The following is a 19858-nucleotide window of genomic DNA, read 5'->3' on the forward strand; positions in this document are numbered from 1 at the left end:
TTTACCTTTGCGTGGTGGCGATTACAACGCTTGCATCAGCGATTGCAGCATGGCGTTCTCGGTCGAGATGACCTTCGAGTTCGCCTGGTAGTTACGCTGCGACGTCATCAGACCCACCAGTTCGGAGGTGATGTCGACGTTCGACTGTTCCAGCGAGCTCGTCACCAGTTTGCCGGCCATGCCGACGCCCGGGCGGTCATAGATGGCGGTGCCGGAGGTGGTCGAGGCGACCCAGCTGGTATCGTTGACGGCCGTCAGCGCGCCTTCGTCGGGGAAGGTGGCCAGGGCGATCACGCCGATGCTTTGCTTTTGGCCGTTCGTGTATTTCGCCACGACGGAGCCGTCATCGGCCAGTTCCACGCCCGTGTAGGTGCCCGAAGCATAGCCGTCGGCGCGGTCGGTCGAGGTGGTCGATTCGCCCGCGAACTGGGTCGTGCCCGTGTAGTCGATGGCGATCGACAGCGGCGCGGCGCCGGTCGGCGTGCCCAGCGCCAGCGTGACCGGCGCGGTCATCGTCAGCTTGCCGGAAGTGTCGAACGTCATGCTGGCCACCGGCGCTAGCGGCAATTTGACATCGACGTTGTCCAGGGTGCAATATACGTCGACGCCCGCTGCCGTCTTGACGAAGTACTGGCCCAGCGAGTGCTTGGCGCCCAGCGAATCGTAGATGATCGAGGACTTGGCGCTGTTGTAGCTCAGTTCGTTGGTCTTGTCGAAGGGGACGGCCTTGATGGGCCATTCGGACGACATGTTGGCGGCATACGCCAGCTTGGTCGATGCCACTGCGGGAATCTGGCCCGTCGGAATGAGCATGTCGCCCAAGGTGCCCAGCGTGGTGCTGCCCTTGACGGCGGCATAGCCTTGCACCAGGCGGCCGTTCGAGTCGATCAGCTTGCCGTCATTGCTGGCCGAAAAGATGCCGACCCGGCTGTAGCTCATGGTGTTTTGCGCATCGCGCGCGACGAAATAGCCGCGGCCATCGATGGCCGCGTCGAGCGCGCGGCCCGTGTTCAGCACGCCGCCATTGAGCGACATGCTTTGCGTGATCGAGCCGATTTCCGTGCCCGTGGCGCGCGAACCGGCGTACATGGCCGAAAAGTTGGCGCGGCTGCTCTTGAAGCCGTAGGTGCCGGCGTTGGCGATATTGTTACTGGTGCTGTTCAACTGTTGGTTGATGGACTGGATACCGGACAGGGCGATGTCGAAACTCATGTTGACTTCCTTTAGTGAAGGACGAGATTAGTGTGCAGGGAGCGAAGGGGCGGGCGGATCAGGCCGTCTTGCCGTTAAAGCCGGTGATCGCGCCAGGGTTGACTTCGCCCAGGTTCGACACGCTCAGTATCATGCTGCCGCCGGACGACAGGCGCACGCTGTTGAGTTTGCCTGCGATGTCGACCGATGGCTTTTCGGTGCCGCTGGTGCTGACCTTCATGCTGTAGGTGCCAGCAGGCAAGCCCAAGGCCACGGGATCGATGGTGAACGGCACCGTGCCTGGCGCTTTGGCGCCCAGTTCGATCTTGTATTCCTTGTCGTCCAGCCCTTTCAGGGTGACGGTGGTCTTGGTGGTGCTGGCGGCCAGCGCGATGGTGCCGCTGACCTTGCTCTTGTCGAGCTGCACCGTTTCGCTGTTGACCATGACTTCGGAGCCCACTTGCGCGCCCAGGGCCAGCACCTGCATCGATTGCAGCACGCTGGCATTGGCGCTGGTCAGCGCCGACAGGTTTTGCATCGCTTCCGTCTGCGCCTGCTGCGTCAATTGATTGACGAACTGGCTAGGGTCGGTCGGCGCCAGGGGATCCTGGTTCTTGATCTGTGCGACCAGCAATTTGGTGAACATATCCTGGGTGGCATTGCTTTGCGACTTGACGGCATTGTTATTGCTGCCGCTGCCGCTGGTGTTGTTTGTAAAGAGATTGGTTTCCATGGATTATGCTTCACCTAATTTGAGGAGCGATTGCTGCATCGACTTGATGCGGCCCAGAACTTCGACATTGGTTTCAAAGGCGCGCGAGGCCGACATCATGTCGGTCATCTCGGCCACCTGATTGACGTTGGGGTAGAACACCATGCCGTCGGCATTGGCCATCGGGTGGCCCGGTTCGTACACCTTGCGCAGCGGCTCGTCGCTTTGCACCACGTCGAGCACCTGTACTCTTCCGCCGGCACCGCTGGCGCCGGGGCCATCCATCACGGCCGCAAACACGGGTTTGCGCGCGCGGTAGGTTTCGCCTTCGGAACCGGCAACGGAATCGGCATTGGCCAGGTTGCTGGCGATGGTATTGAGGCGCACGGTTTGTGCCGCCATCGCCGAACCGGCGATCTTGGAAATATCCTGGAAGCTCATGCTGATCCTTATTGTCCGGAAATGGCCTTGGACAGACCCTTCAGTTTCATGTTGACGAAAGTCAGGCTGGTCTGGAAGTCGGTGGCATTCTGCGAGAACGCCGCCTGCTCGACGCCGATTTCGACGGTGTTGCCGTCGCGGCTAGGGTGGTAGGGGACGCGGTACAGGGCGCTGGCATCGTCATCGGTCGACAGCAGGCCGGCCTCGTTGTCCTGCAACTGCTGCAGGGCGCTGCCGAAATCCATGTCCATGGCCTGGAAGCCGGGCGTGTTTTCATTGGCGATGTTGGCGGCCAGTACGCGTGTACGGTCGGCACGCAGCGCGAGTGCATCGGCGTGCACGCCCAGCGCATCCTTGAAATTAATCCCCATGGTCATCCTTTGTGTTGAATTCGTTCGTGCTTTTTGCGGTTCGGGCTAGAAAACAGGTAGTGCAGAGGTAAAATCCCAGCCAGGTCATGTTGACGCATGGTAAGGTCATGCCGCTTCAGTATCTTTGATTAAGGTTAGCAATGATTTACTTTGAGAACTATTCCGTGATGTGGAACAAGGCGCAATGTCGTCACCTACTGTTGCCAAGCCTATTTTTACTGACCAGCCTATATAGTAGTGCAGGACGCGCAGAATTGCCAGCCGACAATATATTTTCGCGTGTGGAACAATTGGCGCGGGAGCAATTAACACGGCAAGCAGCCGCGGCGGGGCTGCTGGAACCGCAGTTCCAGGTGACCGTGGTAAAAAGCACGCGCCCCGTGCCGGCGTGCGCGGCGCCCGTCGCGCTGGAAACGGCGGACAGCCGTTCGGCGCAGCGCATGCGCTTTGTGGCGGTGTGTCCTGGAAGCAACGGTTGGCGCTATGAAATGCTGGCGCGCGGCAGCATCACGGCCCAGGTGGCCGTCACCACCGTCCCCGTGACGGCGAATACGCCGTTGCAAGCGGGTGACGTGACCCTGGCGCGGCGCGACGTGACGATGGTGCCCGACAGTATTGCTTCCCTGCCCGGCGCCGTCGGTCTGTCGAGTAGGCGCAGCTTGCGTGCCGGCGAAGTGTTGCGAGAGGGACAACTGGCGTCGCCCGTGTTGATCAAGCGGGGCAGTGCGGTCAATATCGTGGCGCGCAAGGAGCAGGTGGAAGTGAGCATGGCCGGCGAGGCGATGGATCCGGGCGCGCTGGGCGAGGTGATTCGCGTGCGCAACGCCACCAGCGGCACGGTGATACGTGCCAGGGTGGTCGATGCGGGCGTCGTGGAACCGGCCGATATTCCCGGCCGTTAAGGAGTATCAGTCTGCGGCGGCCGTGCGCTGCAGACGTGTCGCCAGCTGCGTCAGCTTGGCGGCGTAGTTGGGATCGGTGGCATAGCCGCCACGCGCCAGGCCTTGCGCGAACGCGCCCGCGTCGGCACCCGTGTTCAGGGCGGCGCGGTAGCGCGGGTTGTCGAGCAATACCTGCGCATAGTCGCGGAAGGCGCTGGCCTGGTCCGGGTAGCTGCGGAAACGCTCGGTTTTCTTCAGGGCCGTGCCGCTGCCCGCCTCGTATTCGGTGGTGACATTGCTGGCCACGTCGCCCTGCCATTTGCCGCCGGCCTTGATGCCGAACAGATTATTCGTGTCCGCGCCCGTGCCCTGGCGCAGCGGACGCTGGCCCCAGCCCGATTCCAGCGCCGCGTGGGCGGCGACGATTTCCGGCGCCACGCCCAGGCGGGCGCCCGTTTCTTGCGTCCATGGCTTGATCGAGGCGAGGAATTGCTGCTGCGTTTCGCCGATCTCGCCGCCCTGGCTGATGCTGCCCAGCACATTGACGGGCTGGCTTTGCTCCAGGTAGGCGCGGCCTTGCGGGTTCAGGCTGGTGGCGTTGCCGCCGCCCTGTTCGATGAAGCGGGCCACTTCGCCCTGTACTTGCCGGAACACGCTGCTGAAGTTGCCGCTGGAGCCCGTGGCGTCGGTGGCGCGCATATTGCTTTGCACGGCGGATGTGGCTGCCGTCGATGGCGTTGCCGCCGTGGCGCGGGTGGTCAGGAAATCAGCCTGGCGCATAGGTATCTTCCTCGCCATGCAGCACGCGCTGCATGATGCTGTACTGCTCTGTTAATAAATCGCTGTTGCGGGCGTTCAGGCGCTTGCATTCAAGCACCATCTGCTCGAGCGCGGCCCAGTCGCGCTCGGCGGTGGTGCGCGCGCTTTCTTGCAACAACGCAAACAATTGTGGCATATCGCCTTGCGGCCCCAGCAGGGCAGTGACGAGGCTGACCCGCTGGCGGCGGCGCGCATCGAGCGGCTCGACGGCGGCGATGACCTGGTCGGCCAGTGCCGTCAGCTGCGCGCTCTGGTGGTGCAGGGTGGCCTGGAATTGCTCTTCCAATAAGGTGTGCAGGGCGGCATAGCCGGCGCGGTCGTCCGCCATGCCTTGCAGTACGCGGCGCATGGCTTCCTGGCGCGTGATGCCCTTGCGTGGCGCGGTCACGATTCGCCGCCGTGGAAACGCTGGATCAGGCCTGCCAGTTTCGACGGATCGAACGGCAATTCACCCTTGGCCAGCGCATCGCGCAGCATGGCCACGCGCTCATGGTCGATCTCGGGCATGGCGCGCAGGGCGGCCATGGCCGGTTGCAGCACGGCCGATTGCAGTTCCGCCCCGGCCGAGGAGCCGCCCATGGCGCCAGCGGCGCCCGCGTTCTCGGCGATCGCCTCGGCTGGCGCGACGGCGCTGCTGCGTACGGCAGCGCCGGTATTGCCGGAGGAGATTTTCATACGTTGTCCCTTACCCTTAATTTGCATGCTCATCCCGCTCCTTCTTGGCGGGCAGGCCCAGTTTCTCGCGCAGGCGCTGCAAGGTGCCCGAGTCCGGTTCGCCCACTTGCAGTTCTTCTCCCTGCGCCTTTTGTCCGGCCATGCCGAACATGGCGGCGATGCTGTCAGCCTGGCCACGCGTCAATATTAACAGTTCGATGCGGCGGTTGATGCCGGCGCTGGCATTTTTCACGTCCAGCGGCGCGCGGTCGGCCATGCCGACTACTTGCAGCACGCTGTCGGGACTCATGCTGCCGATCAACAATTGCGCGCGCGCCGACATGGCGCGGTTGGCCGACAGGGTCCAGTTCGAAAAGCCTTCATAGCCGGTGTTGGCGTATTGCATCGAATCGGTGTGGCCGACGATCAGCATCTGGTTTTCCATTTGCGCAAACACGGGGCCCATCTGGCGCAGCAGCTTGCGGAAACGGTCGGTCGGCACGGCGCTGCCGCGCACGAACATGCCTTGCTTGTCCGTATCGTGCAGCATGACGCGCAAGCCGTACGGCGTGATCACCGACTGCAGGTTGCTCTTCAATCCCGCTTCGTCGCTGAGCTTGTCGAGCGCGCGCGACAGGGACAGCAAGTCTTCCGGCGATTGGTAGCTGACCTTGGTCTGATTCGGCGGGGCGGAGCCAGCCTTGCCATCCTGCATTTGCTTGCCTTCCGTGCGCGTGTCGCCCGTGCCCTTGCGGGGCATGGGGAAGCGCTCGATCAGGCTGCCGCGCGGGCCGCCTTTCTGTTCCGGCATGACGCCCTGGCCTTCGCCCTGGCGGCTGCCAGCCGACGCATCCATCATGATTTCCTTCATCGCCTGCTGCTCGCGCGCGGCCATCAGCCACAGCACGAGGAAGAGCGACAGCAGGGCCAGGCAAAAGTCGGCGAACGCTACTTTCCAGGCGCCGCCATGGCCATCGTCGTCGTGCTTGCGTCCCGCACGCTTGATGATGGCCTGTTCATGTTTCTCATGCGGCTTTAGCACGGCGGCCTCCCCGGCCTTGGCCTTGCTCTTGTTCGGCGCCGCCATCTTCCAGCGCATTGATCCAGCTTTCCAGCTGGGCGAAGCTTGGCTTGATGTTCAGCTGCACCAGACGGCGGCCCGCATCGATGGCCAGCAGCGGCGGTTTGCCCGCCACGTGCGTGACCAGCACGACCTTCACGCATTCCATGGTCGAGCCTTCCTCGCCCACCAATTGCTTCATCATGTTGCACATCGGATCGAGCACGCCGTAGCAAAAGAAGATGCCGATGAAGGTACCGACCATGGCGGCGCCCACTTTTTCCGAAATTTCCGCCGCATCGGCGCCGTCCGCCACGGAATTCATGGCCATCACGATGCCGAGAACGGCGGCCAGAATACCGAAACCGGGCATGGCTTCTGCGATCTTGTGCAAGGATTTCGACGGTTGCAGCAATTCGTCGTGGATGGCTTCCAGTTCCTGCTCCAGCACGCCTTCGAGTTCGTGCGCGTTGATCTTGCCCATCGCCATCAAGCGGAAGTTGTCGACGATGAAGGCCAGCAGCTTCGGCTCTTCCAGCACCAGTGGATAGCGCTGGAACAGGGCGCTTTCGCGCGGCGCCTCGACGTGGGCGTCGAGCGCCTTCAGGCCGCCGGCGGCCGTTTGCAGCAGTTCATACATCAGCAGCAGCAACTGGCGCTGGAATTCCGAGCCTTGCTTCTTGTGCGTGACGATCTTGCGCATCTGGTGCAGCATTTCACCGAGTACATGCTTGGGGTTGCCCAGCACCAAGGCGCCGACGGCGGCGCCGATGATGATGATCAACTCGACCGGTTGCCAGATCGCGTGGACGGTGCCGCCCATCAGGGCGAAGCCTCCGAATACACACCCCATCACGATTAAGATACCGATAATTACCATGTCAACTGCCTTTCTGCGTCATTGTGCTGCGTCAATTTGATGGGTGTTGCTGAAACTAGTGCTGAAACTTATGCGTCTTGCAGCATGGCTCTCATCTTGCCCAGCGCCGTCTTGTTGAGCTGGCAGACGCGGGCGTCGCTCAGGTCCAGCACGGCGGCAATTTCTTTGTAGCTCAGTTCGAATTCGTAATACATCTGGATCACGCGCTGCTCGCGTTCGTCCAGCGTGCGCAGCGCCTGTTCCAGGCTGCGCCGCACCATCAATTGTTCTTCCGGGCTCGGTGCGCTGTCCGCTTGTCCCAGGCTTTCCTGCAGCACTTCGTCAAAACTGGCGATCAGCTCGGCATTTTCCGCCAGCTGGTATTCCTGGAAGGCTTCCGGCGTCAGCTTCAGGGCGGCCATGATTTCCGCGTCCAGCGGCTCGCGCCCCAGGCGCCGGGTCAGGGCGCGCACGCTGTCGCGCAGGCGGTGGCTTTCCTGGCGCACGGCGCGCGGACGCCAGTCCTGGCGCCGCAGTTCATCGAGGATGGCGCCGCGGATGCGCAGGCTGGCATAGCTGCCGAACGACTGGTCCGGCACGCCGTAGCGGCGCAAGGCTTCGAGCAAGCCCATCAGGCCGATCTGTTCCATGTCGTCGCGGTCGATGGCGCCCGACACCTGCGAATTGAGCTGGCGCACGATGCGTTTCACCAGCGGGGAGTACGCCACCAGATGTTGTTGCTCTTCAGCAACGCTGAGCACGGCCGCGCAAGCGCTGGCGGCGGCATATTCGCCGGCGCCATACGCTTCCTGGTATTGCTCTACATAGGCCAAGGGATCTCCCACTAGGTCGTCTGGCGTGTCGGCTTATTCAATGATCAGCTTGCCGACCATGACTTCGGTGAACGGCTTTTCCATCTGCTCGCGTTCATAGCTGACATTGAAGGCCTTGTTGATCTGCTCGGCAAATTGCTCCACCGTCATGGTCTGCGCCTTGTCCATCGGAAAGCTCGACAGGGTGCTGACGGCGATCGAGCGCATCAGCGGCAAGTGGTCCTTGGTCAGCTTTTCCTTTTCCTCGGTGGTGGCTATCACCAGGTCGGCCGACAGGTAATGCGTTTCACCTTCGCCGGGGCCGCGGCGCAGCATCACGATGACCTTGTCCAGCGTGATGAATTTGCGCGCCTTCTTGCCTGTGGCGGGCGGCGGGGCTTTCGCTTCGGCCACCTCGGCATGGCCGGCAACCGGCTTGGCCAGATACCACATGGCGCCGCCAGCCGCGCCGGCGGCCAGGACGGCCACGGCGACGAAGCCGCCTATCAGTTTCATTTTCATATTCATCAGGCAGTTTCTCGCTCATGCATGGCGTAAGTGGTACCGGCTGTGCTGCCGTCGGACAGGGCGCGGCCCGGCTCGGCGTCATCGTTCTGGCGGCCCGGTTGACGCTGGCCGCGCGCATCGCCTTCGGCAAATGCCTGGGCGGCCGGGCTGCGCGGGGTGGCGCTGATATTCACGGCCACGTCGGTGTACTGGCGCTGCGCCAGGTCGCTGCGCATGTTTTCGCCGATGCCTTGCAGCTGGCGCAACACTTCTGAGTTTGACGCGGTGACGTTCACCTGCAGCGCACCGGCCGTGTGGCGGATGGAAATTTCAATGCGGCCCAGCATCGGCGGGTCGAGGCGGATCGTCGCGTGTTCGCTGTTGCGGCCGATCTGCGTCTGCAGGCGTTCGCCCAGCGCTTCGCGCAGCGGTTCCTGCCATTGCTGGGCAGGGCCGCTGAGCTTGATGGTGTCGCCGGCCGGGGCTGGCGTAGCCGTATTGCCGACCGCGCCCGTCAGGCCCAGGTTGGGCGTGGCTGGCGCAGGCGTCGCGGCGCCACGTTCGCCATCGCGCGCGGCAGGGGCAGCGGCGGCGGTCACCGGAGCGGCTTGCTGCAGCAGCGATTCGAACGGCTGCGCCGGTGCATTGCCTTTGGCGGCGGTCGCCGGGATGGCCGCTGCCAGCGGTTCACGCGTATCGCGGCCTGCCGGCTGCGCCGCTCCCTGTGCGGTGAGGGTGATTGCCGCCGGGTGCAGGCTGATGTTGAGTGCAGGGTTGGCTTGCGCCACATTCGCCTGCGTTTGTGTCTGCGCTTGCGCGGCGGCGCGTGCCTCGGCGGCGGCCGCGTCCGTTGGCGGCAGTATCGTCACCGGCAAGCCGATGACGGGCGCGGCCATGGCTGGCAGGCTGTTGTCGACCTGGCTGTCGCTGTCGCTATCCTTGGCGGGCGCGGGCGTGCCCGCATCGGCCGTTTCCACGGCGGTCACGTCGAGCACCTGCGCAAACAGGGGCAGGGCGGAGGGCGCGGCGCCAGTGCTGCCGTAGCCTGGCGTGCCGGGCAAGGCAGCGGCCTGTGCCGACGCTGGCGCCGGTGCGGATGCCGCAGTGGCGGCCGGTGCCGGAGCGGCCGGCGCCTTGTTGAAGTTCATGATCATGCTTGATTCCCGTCCGAGTCGTATTCGCCGAGCGCGGCGTAGGCGACCCAACCTTCCTTATTTGCCTGTAATGCACCCAGGTGTTGACCCAGGCGTTCTTTTTCCTCAGAGCAAATTTTAACCGCTTGCGCGTGAATTTTGCGCAATTGCAACAATTCTGTTTGTTCCAGCGCATTCCATGCGCCCCGCTCAGCCAGCAGCGGGATGTTTTTCGCCAGGCTGGCCGAGAGTTTCCCCATCGCTTCCCAGTCCGGCTGCGCGATGGCCGCGCTCAATTGCCGGCTCAGCTGCTGCAGCGCGGCGCGCCTAGGCATTGTTTGCCTGGACGCCCACCCAGCCGCGCTTGATGGTGGTCATCAAGGTCGTCACCTCGTCGATCAGGGTCGGGTCGAGCTTGATGCCGGCCGTGTACAGGCGCGCCACGCAATAGTCGTACAGGCGCGCCAGGTTGACGACCACTTCACCGCCATTGTCGAAATCGAGCGAGCTCGACAGACCGTTGATGATCTGCGTGCATTTATCCAGGCTGACGGCCTTTTGTTCGTAGCGTTTGCCCACGATATGCCCGCGCGCGCGCGCCAGTTCTTCCAGCAGGCCGTCCGTCAGCACCAGTACCAGCTCGACCGGTGTGGCGCGGGCGGTCTGGGCATCCAGGTTGACGGCGTGGTAGTTGCCGTAAGCTTCATTGTTTAACATTGTTGTATTCTCGCTATGTTAACTGTGGCGGCGCGGCAGGCACGCTCGCCTTAGGATTTATTGTTGCTGAACATGGCATCGAACATATCGGACGTCTTGCTCATTTGTTCCTGCATGACTTGCAGGCGCGTAAATTGGTCGAGGAAACGTTTGTATGCCGTGTCATATTGGGCCGTGAGGCGCTCGCCGCTCTTGACCAGGCTTTTCTGCAGCTTCTCCGTGGCGGCCTGGCGCAGGGTGATCTGGCCCTTGGTGATATTGCTCCACTGGCCCAGTACCTTGTCCAGGCTACCGAGCACGCCGGCAGGGGCGGACAGGCTGTTGTTGCCAAAAAGCTTGTCGAGGCCCGTCGGGTTGTCGGCCAGTTTGGCCGTCAGCTTGGCGGTGTTGAGGCTGATTGTGCCGTCGCGCTGGGCCGTAATGCCGTAGGACACCAGCGATACGCCATTGACGTTCAGGCGCAGTGCATCGCCCATGCTGCTGCGCAGGGCATTCAGGCCGGAATCATGGGCGAAGATGCCCGCGCTAATCCCCTTTTCCGGGTTGCCGGGACTGGCCAGGCCATCCATCAGGCTTTTCAGCTTGTTGTAGGCATCGACGAATGCCTGCACGTTGGCGGCGGTGCCGCTGCTGTCCGTGGCCACAGTCAAGGTCACGGGCGCTTCGGCGGCACTCATGGCGCGGGTGAAGGTGATTTTCACATCCTGCACGTTGGTGAAGGTATTCGATGCTTGCGTGATGGCCGTGCCGCCGGGTTTGCCGCCCAGCCAGACGGTGGCGTCGTCAGCCTTGACGACTTCCTTGATGTTGGCCGGAGCGATCAGCGCGCCTTTCAGCGCGATATTGTCGACGCCGCTGGCGTCGAGCGTGGCGGCGTTTGCGATGCCCGTCGCATTCGACGTCAGTACCAGTTGCGCCTGGTTGTTGATGGTCACGATGGACGCGGTGACGCGCGAATTGTTCTTGCTGTTGCCATTGATGGCGGCAGCGATTTCCTGCGGTGTCAGTGTGCCGTTGCCATCCTTGTCGGCGGCGGCCAGGTCGATGTCGAGCGTGTTGTCGCCCACGCCATCGCCAATTTTGACTTTCAGCGTACCCGTGCCATCGGCCGTGTTGACGCTGCTCAGGCCGCCATACGACATCTGGCTGGCCGTGGCCAGTTTTTCAACGAAAAAGGAATAGGTGCCCGGCGTCGCATTGATGCCGGCCGTAGCAGAGCCGTAGCCGGCGGCCGGGAAGGTGGCGGACTGGCTCAGCACCGATTTGCTGCTGGTCATGCTCGACATGGCGCTCTGGAAGGCCGAGATGGCCGACTTCAGATTGCCCAGCGCCGTGCTGGTGTTGCTGGCCAGCGTGTTCTGTGCCTGCAGGGCTGCCTTTTGCGCAGCGACAGCCTTGGTCGCCAGTTTTTCAGACGTTGGGATCGGATCGTATTGCGGTGCGGTAATTACGTTTGCCATGCCAGACTCCTGAATAAAGGGATATACCGGTACAAGGCGACCCCCATTCCCGTTTTGTGAAGTTTTCCTGAAAGAAACTTACACAAACCTCATTTTACCTGCCCGCGGAACCAGAATTGCGTCGCCAGCTCGTCTTGCCGCTTGGCATCAACTCGGTGTTGCTCATTTGCAACATGCTTTTGTTTTTGCGTCAGCACCTGGTCCAGCACTTCGCGCTTGGCCCAGGCCGTATTCAGGGCGCGTTGCGACACGGCCATGTTGGCTTCGTGCAGGTGCAAATCGGTACGGTGCTGGTCGGCCATCTGCATGACTGCCTGCTTGAAGTTGCCGCAGTTGACGGACAGGGCCAGGGGCAGGGCGCCGCTGGGGCCGCTATCCGTGTACAGGCCCGTCAGGCGCTCCAGGTTTTTCTGGTAGCGCTCGCGCACGGCCGTCTGCGCCGCCATTTCACCTTGCAGGCGTTCCACTTCGGTGCTGCGCAGGCCGACCAGGGTGGTCAGGTTGCGGATGGTATGCGCGTCGCTCACGTATGCTCCTAGGCCATGATCTGTTCAAGTTGTTCGATGCACGGCCCCATCGGCGCCTCTTCCTTGGTGCCCTGGCACAGGAAGGCTTCGATGGGCGCGTGCAACTGCACGGCGCGGTCGGTGATCGGGTCGGCGCCGGGCACGTAGGCGCCCAGCGGGATCAGGTCGCGCACGCGCGCATGGCGCGCCATCGATGCTTTCAGCGCGCGCGCCGCCTGCATGTGGGGCGGCGTGATCACCTGCGCCATGCAGCGGCTGATCGAGGCGGCGATGTCGATGGCGGGGTAGTGGCCCCGCTCGGCCAGTTCGCGCGTGAGCACGATGTGGCCGTCGAGAATCGCGCGCGCCGTGTCGACCACGGGGTCCTGCTGGTCGTCGCCCTCGGCCAGCACCGTGTAGATGGCGCTCATGCTGCCTTCCGGGTGGGCGCCATTGCCGGCGCTTTCCACCAGTTGCGGCAAGTTTGAAAAGACGGACGGCGGATAGCCGCGCGTGGCTGGCGGCTCGCCCAGGGCCAGCGCCACTTCGCGCAAGGCCATCGCATAGCGCGTCAGCGAATCGACCAGCAGCAGCACGTGCTTGCCCTGGTCGCGGTAATGGGCGGCGATCGAATGGCACAACTCGGTGGCCATGATGCGCATCAACGGCGATTCATCGGCCGGCGCGATCACCAGCACGGCCTTTTTCAAGCCTTCGGCGCCGAGCGACTTTTCCACGAATTCGCGCACTTCGCGGCCCCGCTCGCCGATCAGGCCGACGACGACGACATCGGCCACCGTCTGGCGCGTGATCAGGCCCAGCAGCACGCTCTTGCCGACGCCGGAACCGGCCATCAGCCCCACGCGCTGGCCCTTGCCCAGGGTCAGCATGCTGTTGATGGCGCGCACGCCCACGTCCAGCGGCTCGATCACCGGTTGTTTCTTCAGAGGATTGATTTTTGGTGGCGTGACTTCCAGCGTGTGTTCGCCACCGAGGCGGCCCAGGTCGTCGATCGGCTCGCCCAGGCCATTGACCATGCGGCCCAGCCATGACGGGCCGATCTGCAGGCTGGCCTTGTCGGGCAGGGGCAGTACGCGCGCGCCGGTGGTCAGACCGGTGGCTTTCTTGAACGGCATCAGGTAAGACAGTTTTTCGCGAAAGCCGACGACTTGCGCGTCGAGCCACTCGCCGCTCACAGTTTCAATTTGACAACGCTGGCCCGTGTGCAGGCGGCAGCCGGCGCTTTCCAGCAGCAGGCCGGACGCGCCGACCAGGCGGCCGGTCGGTGTCGCGACCGGGATATCGCCGATCTCGAAACTGCGCAGCGTGTCGGCGATCATGCAGGCGCGCCCTGGTCCGCGTGTTCGGCGGCCAGCGCCAGGTGGCTGCTGACTTGCTCCATGCAGGCCGACAGGCGTTGATGGCAGCCCGCGTCGACTTCATTGTCGCCCGCCTTGATGCGGCATTCGCCCGCGTCGAGGCGCGCGTCGGCGATCAGGTTCCAGCGCTTGGCGCGCTTCGGATCGAGCTCGCTGATGCGTTTCAATTCTTCCGGATTGAGGAAGACGTCGATTTCCTCGCGCGTGGGCGGCATCGAGGCCAGGGTCTCGTCGACCAGAGCCAGCAATTGCACCGGCTGCAACGCCAGTTCCGCGCGGATCACCTGGCGCGCCACCTTGGCCACCAGGTCGACCACTTCCTTGCGCTGCGCTTCGCGGTAATCGGCGCGCACTTTTTTCAGGTCGCGCAAAATCGCGTCGACGGGGCGCGCCAGGCGGTCCAGCGCCACCAGGGTTTCATTGCGGCCTTCTTCGCGGCCCTGCGCCATGCCGTCGTTGCGTCCGGTGTCGTAGCCGTCCTGCTGGCCTTGCACCAGGCCCACTTCGTAGCCGTCGCGCTGGCCCTGCTCGAAGCCTTCCGAGACGGACGCCTGCCACTGGCCATCCGTGTCCTCGTTGGAGGCACGCTGGCCGGCGGCGATGAATTGCGACAGGGGAGGGAAGCGATACGAGCGGAAGTGTTTCATTCGATCACCGCTTCGGCAAACAGTTGTACTTCGATCTCGCCTGCATCGGCGAGGCCTTTGACGGTGGCCATGATTTCCTGGCGCGTCTGTTCGATACGGCTCAAAGGCACGGGGCCGGAACGGCGCATCATGTCTTCGAAGCTCTGTGCCTGGCGGCGCGGCATGGTTTTCAGCACGGCGTCGCGGATCGACGGTTCCGCACCCTTCAGTGCAATCGCCCACTGTTCCATCGGCACGTCTTCCAGGATGCGCGTGAGCGTGACATCGCTCTGCGTGGCCAGGATCAGGAAGTCGTACATGCTCAGTTCGATTTCCGAGACGACGTCCGGATCGTGCGCGCGCAGCAGTTCGACCAGCGCGGCGCGGTTGCCCGGCATGCGGTTGAGAATCTCTGCCGCCTGGCGGATGCCTTCCACGCTGGTGCTTTGCGTGTCGAGCGTGCCCAGGCAGCGGCCTACCAGTTCGTCGAGCTCGACCAGCAGGTCGCGGTCGATCTCGTCCAGGCGCGCCAGGTTCAGCAAGACCAGGTCGCGGCCTTCGACGGGCAGGGCGTCGAGGATCTGGCCGGCCAGCGCGGGCGGCAAAAATGCCAGGAACACGGCTTGCATCTGCACGTGTTCGTTGACGATGTATTCGGCCAGCCATTTTGGCGAGGCCCACTGCAGGCGCGCCATTTTGGGACGGATCGCATCGCCGTAAATATTGTTCAGCACGCTATTTGCGATATCGCTGCCCAGCGCCATGTCCAGCGAACGCTTCAGGTAGCTGCGCGAGGCGCCATGCACGCCGCTTTGCTGGCGGTAGTCGTCGAAGAAGGTCTGCATGGCCGTTTTCACGGATTCGACCTTGATGCCGCTCATGCGCGACATCACTTGCGTGACTTCCAGCAATTCTTCGCGCGACAGGCAGCGCAGCACGTTGGCGGCCTGTTCTTCGCCGATGCTCAGCAGCACGATGGCTGCCTGTTCCACGGGATTCAGGCTGACGCTTTCGTACTCGGCGCCGTCGGAGGGATTATTGTTGTTGAGTTCGGCCATTTTTCTGCATCCATTGTTTGACGACTTCGGCGACACGCTCGGGTTCTTTTTCAGCCAGCACTTTCAGGTGGTCGACCATCACGTCGACCGCCGAGCCTGGTGGCGGCAAATCATAGTTTTCCAGCAGCGGCACGACCGGCATGTTGCCGCCGGCGGACTCGCCTTCGAGCGCCAGCGGGCTGCCATTCACGCCCAGGGCTGGCGCGCCGGCAACGGCCGCGCCATTCGCGCCAGCGGCGCTGCTGCCGGCCAGGGCCATGGCCGGATCGATCTGCTTGAGCGCTGGCGGCGCCAGGCGCGTGGTCAGCAGACGCAGCAGCGGACGCAGGATCAGGAAGTAGCCGAGGATGGCGCCCAGCGCGTACAACAGCCAGCTGCTGAAATCGACGACGGTGTCGCGCTCTTCCCACCACTGCGCCACGGGCGGCTTGGCCGGGAAGGCCAGCGCCGTCAGGCTCAGGCTGTCGCCGCGCTGGGCATTGATGCCCAGGCCGCTGCTCAGCATTTTTTCGATATTGCCCAGTTCGGCAGGGGTCCAGCCCGTTTTCGGATTCGGAGCGGCGGCGCTGTTGAGGACCACGGCGACGCTGAGTTTTTCCAGGCGGCCACGGCTGCGCTTGATCTGCGTAATGCTGCGGTCGTAGGCGTACTGGCGCGTGGTGGCGTTCTTGCGGGCCGTGCCGTCGTCGGACGGTTTCGGTGCGCCATCAGCGGGCGCGGCGCCTGCTGCATCGGCCGGTGCCGGCACGGCGGCCGCTGGCGGACGGTTCGACAGGCTGCCGGGAATGCCGGCCACGGTGCGGTTGCGTTCCTGCTCTTCGCGCATGGCTTCGCTCGTCACTTTCGGGGCTTCGCCGTATTTTTCCAGGGTTTCGTCCACGCGGTCGTTGTTCACGGCGGCCGTCACGCTGAGCTTGAAGTTGTCTTCGCCGATGACGGGACCGAGCAAGCCCGTGACGTTACGGCGGATTTCATCCTGGAAACGTTTCGCGCCTTCATTGCCGGCGGCCGAGGCGTCGAAGCCGTCCGTCAGGTCGACGTGCGCGGACAGCAGGTTGCCGCCCTGGTCGACCAGGCTCACGCGCGTGGGCGCCAGGCTGGCGACGCTGCCGGCCACCATGTTGATGACGGCGGCGATCTGTTCCGGCGCCAGGGTGCGGCCCGGTTTCAGCGCCACGACGATGGAGGCGGACGATTTGTCGCCGTCGCTGGCGACAAACGACGTCGATTTCGCAATCGACAGATGGACGCGCGCCGAAGCGATCGCGTCCATCGTCATGATGCTTTGCGCCAGTTCGCCTTCCAGGCCGCGGCGGAAGCGCACGTCCTGCACGAATTGCGACACGCCCAGCGGGTCGTTCTTGTCCATCAGCTCCAGGCCGGCCGGCAGCTGCGCCGTCACGCCTTTCGAGGCGAGCAGCATGCGCACCTTGCCCAGCATGGCGTCGGGCACCAGCACCTGGCCGCTGTCCGGATGCAGGCGGTAGGGGATGTGCTCGGCGTCCAGGGTGGCCATCATGTCCGTCACGGCCACTTTTTCGCGCGCGCCAAACACCGGCTTGTAGTTGGCCTGATCGCGCCAGGCATACATGGTCACCATGGCGGTGATGCCGATGGCCAGCACGACGATGGGAACCAGGTTTTTCAGCAGGGCGGGCGGGATGGCGGGCTGGGCGCCAAGGCGCCAGCGCGCAAATGCGGACTTCATGGGGGTAATCACTTGGGATAACTTTCGCTGGGAGGCTGGGCGTGGTTCAGGACGTGAAGATTACAGAGGCAGTTTGATGAGTTCGTCGACGGCGCCCATGACCTTGTTGCGCACTTGCATCAACATGGAGAAGGACAGGCTCGCTTCCTGGCTGGCCAGCATGGCGCCGACCATGTCGTCGCTCTTGCCGCTGTCGACGTCGCTCATTTTCTGCGCCGCCATGCGGTCGTCGCCGTTGACCTTGCCAATGGCGTCTTTCATGCTTTGCGCGAAGGAGAAGCCCGATTGTTCCGGGGCGCCGAATTGGGCGGCAGGCGCGATGCTGGCGCCCAGGGCGCGCGCGTCGTTGCTCAGTGCTGCCAGATCGGCCTTGATCAGACCTGCGAGTTCGTTGCTCATCGTGCCCTCTACTTTCAATATGCGGTGACGTATCAATCAGAAATTACTGGTGTTGCCATTCCGGCAGGCATTTCATTGAATGCCATCGCGCCCGGCCCGAATGACAGGGCCCATCAGTTTTATCAGTTGCCACACCATCCGCTCAAGCAGATTCAAACAAACCCGGCAGACCCGCGCCGATATGATTTACATGGCCATGACAACTAATAATTATCTGATAAAAGTTTCTTCTGGCGGCAATAAGGAAACTGAAAACTGCCATAAAAACCGGAATCAGGTAAGCGGAATGGCGCACTGCAAATCACTATTTTCTCGCTATAAGCTTACCTCGCGGCAACTATAAAGTAAAGAGAGGATTGCCTCAAGGAATATTGATACATGGCAATATTTAGCTTTTTCATGTATTGTTCAGCACCGTAGTCATCTAGCATGCGATACGATGCGCAATCGTTTGCTTGCGGACCAGTACCCTGGGTCAAGATGATGCTGTATTTAATTTCGGGCGATCCGTATAATTTGTTCTGCCACCGCAATACCGACATGACCACTACATGACAATCCTTACCAAGACAGATCAAACTGTGCGCCATCAAGTCCTCGATTCCTGTCTGCTTGGACGTCCTGTCCATTTGCTGCATGTATTCGGCGCCCAGCTGCGCGACGACCTGGCCGTGGCCCTGCGCCAGCCGATGAGCCGTCGCTACTGGGGCAATTTCCAGATCGATGCCGTCACCTTGTCGCGCGTGGAAAACGAGGACAGCGTGAACCGCTGGCTGAGTTTTTCCACGCCGGCCAGCCAGACGGGCTTTGCCCTCGAGCGGCAGATACTCTTGAGCGTGCTGAACTATCGCTATGGTAGTGCCGGCGCCAAGGGCGCGTTGCCCGATCCGGCGCAGGTGCGCGTGACGGCCACGGAAGAGCGCCTCGCTGTGGTGCTGGGACAACAGTTGGTCAACAGTTTGATTTCCCGCGTCCACAAGAATCTGCAAACCCTGGGCAAAATCAGCGACATCGACACCAGTGCCGAGGTCGCCGTGCAGTCGGGCGTGCATCCGGTGCGCGGCAGCTGGATCGTCACCGTGGCGCTCAGCGACGTCGAGGCGGGGCAAAGCGGCCAGTTCTGGTTCTCGCTGGACAAGCGCCTGATGGCCGACGTGCTGCGCGGCTTGCTGCCCGAGCGCGCGCAAGCGAAGAAAGCCCTGCGCGGCAGCGTGCGCCCGCTTGCGTCGCGCCTGCAAGTGACCCTGGAAGGCCGCCTCGTCAGCAAACAGGTGCAACTGGGCGCCTTGTTCGACCTGCGCGTGGGCGACGTGATTCCCGTCAGCCTCAGCCGTACCGACGTCATGCTCGACGACTCCCGTTTATTTACAGCTGCTGTTTCCGAACACAAGGGCAAGCTCTGTTTAACCTCCTTTGAAGATGTCGAATAATATGAATATGACCGATACCAACCAGAGCGAAACCCTGCTGGAAGACCTGGGCGATGACATGATCATCGAGCAGGGCGATGTGTCCGACGTGGCCAGCGGCCGCGCGCGGCGCGACATTCCGCAGATGATGCGCAAGATTCCCGTCACCCTGACCCTGGAAGTGGGCTCGGCCCGCATCTCGCTGGAAGAGTTGATGGCCATCGGCCCGGAAAGCGTGATCGAACTCGACATGCTGGCCGGCGAACCGCTGGTGATCAAGGTCAACGGCACGCCGATCGGCCGCGCCGAAGTGGTGGTGGCCGGCGAGAACTATGGCCTGAAAGTCATCGACCTCGACGGCCTCAATCTCGACCTGATGACAGCATGAAGCTGGCGGTACCCGGTTTGAGCCGGCGCCGCGGCGCGCTGGCTGCCGCGCTGGCTGTTCCCGTCCTGATGCTGTGCTGCGCCACCGCTGGCGCGCAGGATTTATTGGCCGGCGTGGTGCCGGGCGCGAAGACCGACCTGTCGGTCAAGATGCAGATCCTCGTCGTCATGACCCTGCTCGGGCTGCTGCCCGTGATGGTCATGATGATGACCAGCTTTACCCGCTTCGTCATCGTGCTGTCCCTGCTGCGCCAGGCCCTGGGCCTGCAGCAGGGCTTGCCCAACCGCATCGTCACCGGCATCGCCCTGATCCTCACCTTGCTGGTCATGCGCCCCATCGGCGACCAGGTGTGGAAGGAAGCGTTCGTGCCTTACGACCGCGACCAGATCGGCATGCAGGAAGCCCTGAAGATCGCCGAAGTGCCGATTTCGCGCTTCATGCTGGCGCAGACGAGCAAGGCGGCGCTGGCGCAGATCGCGCACCTGGCAGGCGAGCCGGCAAGCATGCGTCCGCAAGATCATAGTTTCACGGTCAAGCTGGCCGCGTTCGTGCTGTCCGAACTGAAGACGGCGTTCCAGATCGGCTGCATGCTGTTCATCCCCTTCCTCATCATCGATCTGGTGGTGGCGTCCGTGCTGATGGCCATGGGTATGATGATGCTCTCGCCGCTCGTCATTTCGCTGCCGTTCAAGCTGCTGCTGTTCGTGCTCGTCGACGGCTGGACCCTGACCGTCAACACCCTAGTTACCAGCATACAGGGCTATTGAC

Annotated in this window: 25 protein-coding genes; 4 read left to right on the top strand and 21 right to left on the bottom strand. The window is 63.0% G+C overall.

Annotation, left to right across the window (positions count from 1 at the left end; genetic code table 11):
• Positions 1-21: 21 nt before the first annotated feature.
• From FG13_RS02180 to flgB, 4 genes are read right to left on the bottom strand one after another with little or no spacing between them, the layout of a single operon-like run.
• The gene (locus FG13_RS02180; RefSeq protein WP_035818000.1) at positions 22-1212 is read right to left on the bottom strand and encodes a flagellar hook protein FlgE; all 1191 of its coding nucleotides are present in this window, start codon (positions 1210-1212) and stop codon (positions 22-24) included.
• A 58-nt stretch (positions 1213-1270) separates the two neighbouring features.
• Positions 1271-1924: a flagellar hook capping FlgD N-terminal domain-containing protein gene (locus FG13_RS02185; protein WP_035818002.1), complete on the bottom strand. Its 654-nt coding sequence runs from the start codon at positions 1922-1924 to the stop codon at positions 1271-1273.
• Positions 1925-1927: 3 nt separating this feature from the next.
• A complete protein-coding gene (gene flgC, locus FG13_RS02190; protein WP_034757795.1) occupies positions 1928-2344 on the bottom strand; it encodes a flagellar basal body rod protein FlgC in 417 nt (138 codons plus the stop codon).
• An 8-nt stretch (positions 2345-2352) separates the two neighbouring features.
• On the bottom strand, positions 2353-2715 hold the full coding sequence (gene flgB / locus FG13_RS02195) for a flagellar basal body rod protein FlgB (protein ID WP_034758109.1): 363 nt from the start codon (positions 2713-2715) through the stop codon (positions 2353-2355).
• A 353-nt stretch (positions 2716-3068) separates the two neighbouring features.
• Between flgB and flgA the strand changes: the two genes are divergently transcribed.
• The gene (gene flgA / locus FG13_RS02200; protein WP_235211642.1) at positions 3069-3617 is read left to right on the top strand and encodes a flagellar basal body P-ring formation chaperone FlgA; all 549 of its coding nucleotides are present in this window, start codon (positions 3069-3071) and stop codon (positions 3615-3617) included.
• Between the two features lie 6 nt (positions 3618-3623).
• Here the strand turns inward: flgA and FG13_RS02205 are convergent, their stop codons facing one another.
• The 17 genes from FG13_RS02205 to FG13_RS02285 form a co-directional block, all read right to left on the bottom strand.
• On the bottom strand, positions 3624-4376 hold the full coding sequence (locus FG13_RS02205; protein ID WP_035818004.1) for a glycoside hydrolase family 73 protein: 753 nt from the start codon (positions 4374-4376) through the stop codon (positions 3624-3626).
• Positions 4363-4803: a flagellar export chaperone FlgN gene (gene flgN, locus FG13_RS02210; RefSeq protein WP_081922385.1), complete on the bottom strand. Its 441-nt coding sequence runs from the start codon at positions 4801-4803 to the stop codon at positions 4363-4365. Before flgN ends, FG13_RS02205 begins: the two co-directional genes overlap by 14 nt.
• Complete coding sequence (gene flgM, locus FG13_RS02215) at positions 4800-5090, bottom strand: flagellar biosynthesis anti-sigma factor FlgM (RefSeq protein ID WP_034757812.1); 291 nt, start codon at positions 5088-5090, stop codon at positions 4800-4802. Before flgM ends, flgN begins: the two co-directional genes overlap by 4 nt.
• Before the next feature lie 16 nt (positions 5091-5106).
• Positions 5107-6168 (bottom strand): flagellar motor protein MotB, encoded by a 1062-nt coding sequence (locus FG13_RS02220; RefSeq protein WP_051958386.1) that lies wholly within the window; start codon positions 6166-6168, stop codon positions 5107-5109.
• Entirely contained in the window at positions 6095-7009 is a 915-nt protein-coding gene (gene motA / locus FG13_RS02225) for a flagellar motor stator protein MotA (RefSeq protein WP_034757817.1), read from the bottom strand. The genes FG13_RS02220 and motA overlap by 74 nt, the downstream gene beginning before the upstream one ends.
• A 68-nt stretch (positions 7010-7077) precedes the next feature.
• Positions 7078-7821, bottom strand: coding sequence for a FliA/WhiG family RNA polymerase sigma factor (locus FG13_RS02230; RefSeq protein WP_035818006.1), 744 nt, complete (start codon positions 7819-7821; stop codon positions 7078-7080).
• 33 nt (positions 7822-7854) lie between these two features.
• Entirely contained in the window at positions 7855-8322 is a 468-nt protein-coding gene (locus FG13_RS02235) for a flagellar basal body-associated FliL family protein (protein WP_035826908.1), read from the bottom strand.
• Positions 8323-8327: 5 nt separating this feature from the next.
• Entirely contained in the window at positions 8328-9461 is a 1134-nt protein-coding gene (locus FG13_RS28685; protein ID WP_051958390.1) for a flagellar hook-length control protein FliK, read from the bottom strand.
• Positions 9458-9775, bottom strand: coding sequence for a hypothetical protein (locus tag FG13_RS02245; RefSeq protein ID WP_035818007.1), 318 nt, complete (start codon positions 9773-9775; stop codon positions 9458-9460). Before FG13_RS02245 ends, FG13_RS28685 begins: the two co-directional genes overlap by 4 nt.
• On the bottom strand, positions 9768-10157 hold the full coding sequence (fliS, locus tag FG13_RS02250; protein ID WP_035818009.1) for a flagellar export chaperone FliS: 390 nt from the start codon (positions 10155-10157) through the stop codon (positions 9768-9770). Before fliS ends, FG13_RS02245 begins: the two co-directional genes overlap by 8 nt.
• A 50-nt stretch (positions 10158-10207) precedes the next feature.
• Complete coding sequence (gene fliD, locus FG13_RS02255; RefSeq protein WP_035818011.1) at positions 10208-11617, bottom strand: flagellar filament capping protein FliD; 1410 nt, start codon at positions 11615-11617, stop codon at positions 10208-10210.
• 89 nt (positions 11618-11706) lie between these two features.
• Positions 11707-12144 carry a flagellar export protein FliJ gene (locus FG13_RS02260; protein ID WP_046684908.1) on the bottom strand — a complete coding sequence of 146 codons (438 nt, stop codon included), beginning with the start codon at positions 12142-12144 and terminating at the stop codon, positions 11707-11709.
• An 8-nt stretch (positions 12145-12152) separates the two neighbouring features.
• On the bottom strand, positions 12153-13463 hold the full coding sequence (gene fliI / locus FG13_RS02265) for a flagellar protein export ATPase FliI (protein WP_035818012.1): 1311 nt from the start codon (positions 13461-13463) through the stop codon (positions 12153-12155).
• Positions 13460-14149, bottom strand: a complete 690-nt coding sequence (gene fliH / locus FG13_RS02270) for a flagellar assembly protein FliH (RefSeq protein ID WP_034787861.1) — start codon at positions 14147-14149, stop codon at positions 13460-13462. The genes fliI and fliH overlap by 4 nt, the downstream gene beginning before the upstream one ends.
• Positions 14146-15186, bottom strand: coding sequence for a flagellar motor switch protein FliG (locus FG13_RS02275; protein ID WP_035818015.1), 1041 nt, complete (start codon positions 15184-15186; stop codon positions 14146-14148). Before FG13_RS02275 ends, fliH begins: the two co-directional genes overlap by 4 nt.
• Positions 15164-16894 (bottom strand): flagellar basal-body MS-ring/collar protein FliF, encoded by a 1731-nt coding sequence (gene fliF / locus FG13_RS02280; protein ID WP_035818016.1) that lies wholly within the window; start codon positions 16892-16894, stop codon positions 15164-15166. Before fliF ends, FG13_RS02275 begins: the two co-directional genes overlap by 23 nt.
• Before the next feature lie 60 nt (positions 16895-16954).
• A complete protein-coding gene (locus FG13_RS02285; protein ID WP_034787870.1) occupies positions 16955-17293 on the bottom strand; it encodes a flagellar hook-basal body complex protein FliE in 339 nt (112 codons plus the stop codon).
• Between the two features lie 581 nt (positions 17294-17874).
• On the opposite strand from FG13_RS02285, the gene FG13_RS02295 reads away from it, so the two are divergent.
• The 3 genes from FG13_RS02295 to fliP are packed head-to-tail and all read left to right on the top strand — an operon-like array spanning position 17875 to position 19857.
• Positions 17875-18723: a FliM/FliN family flagellar motor switch protein gene (locus tag FG13_RS02295; RefSeq protein ID WP_235211643.1), complete on the top strand. Its 849-nt coding sequence runs from the start codon at positions 17875-17877 to the stop codon at positions 18721-18723.
• Between the two features lies 1 nt (position 18724).
• Positions 18725-19090, top strand: a complete 366-nt coding sequence (locus FG13_RS02300; protein WP_035818022.1) for a FliM/FliN family flagellar motor switch protein — start codon at positions 18725-18727, stop codon at positions 19088-19090.
• Positions 19087-19857 carry a flagellar type III secretion system pore protein FliP gene (gene fliP / locus FG13_RS02305; RefSeq protein ID WP_035818023.1) on the top strand — a complete coding sequence of 257 codons (771 nt, stop codon included), beginning with the start codon at positions 19087-19089 and terminating at the stop codon, positions 19855-19857. The genes FG13_RS02300 and fliP overlap by 4 nt, the downstream gene beginning before the upstream one ends.
• Position 19858 lies beyond the last annotated feature (1 nt).

It is taken from the genome of Janthinobacterium sp. RA13 (assembly GCF_000745325.1).
Lineage (GTDB): Bacteria > Pseudomonadota > Gammaproteobacteria > Burkholderiales > Burkholderiaceae_D > Janthinobacterium > Janthinobacterium rivuli.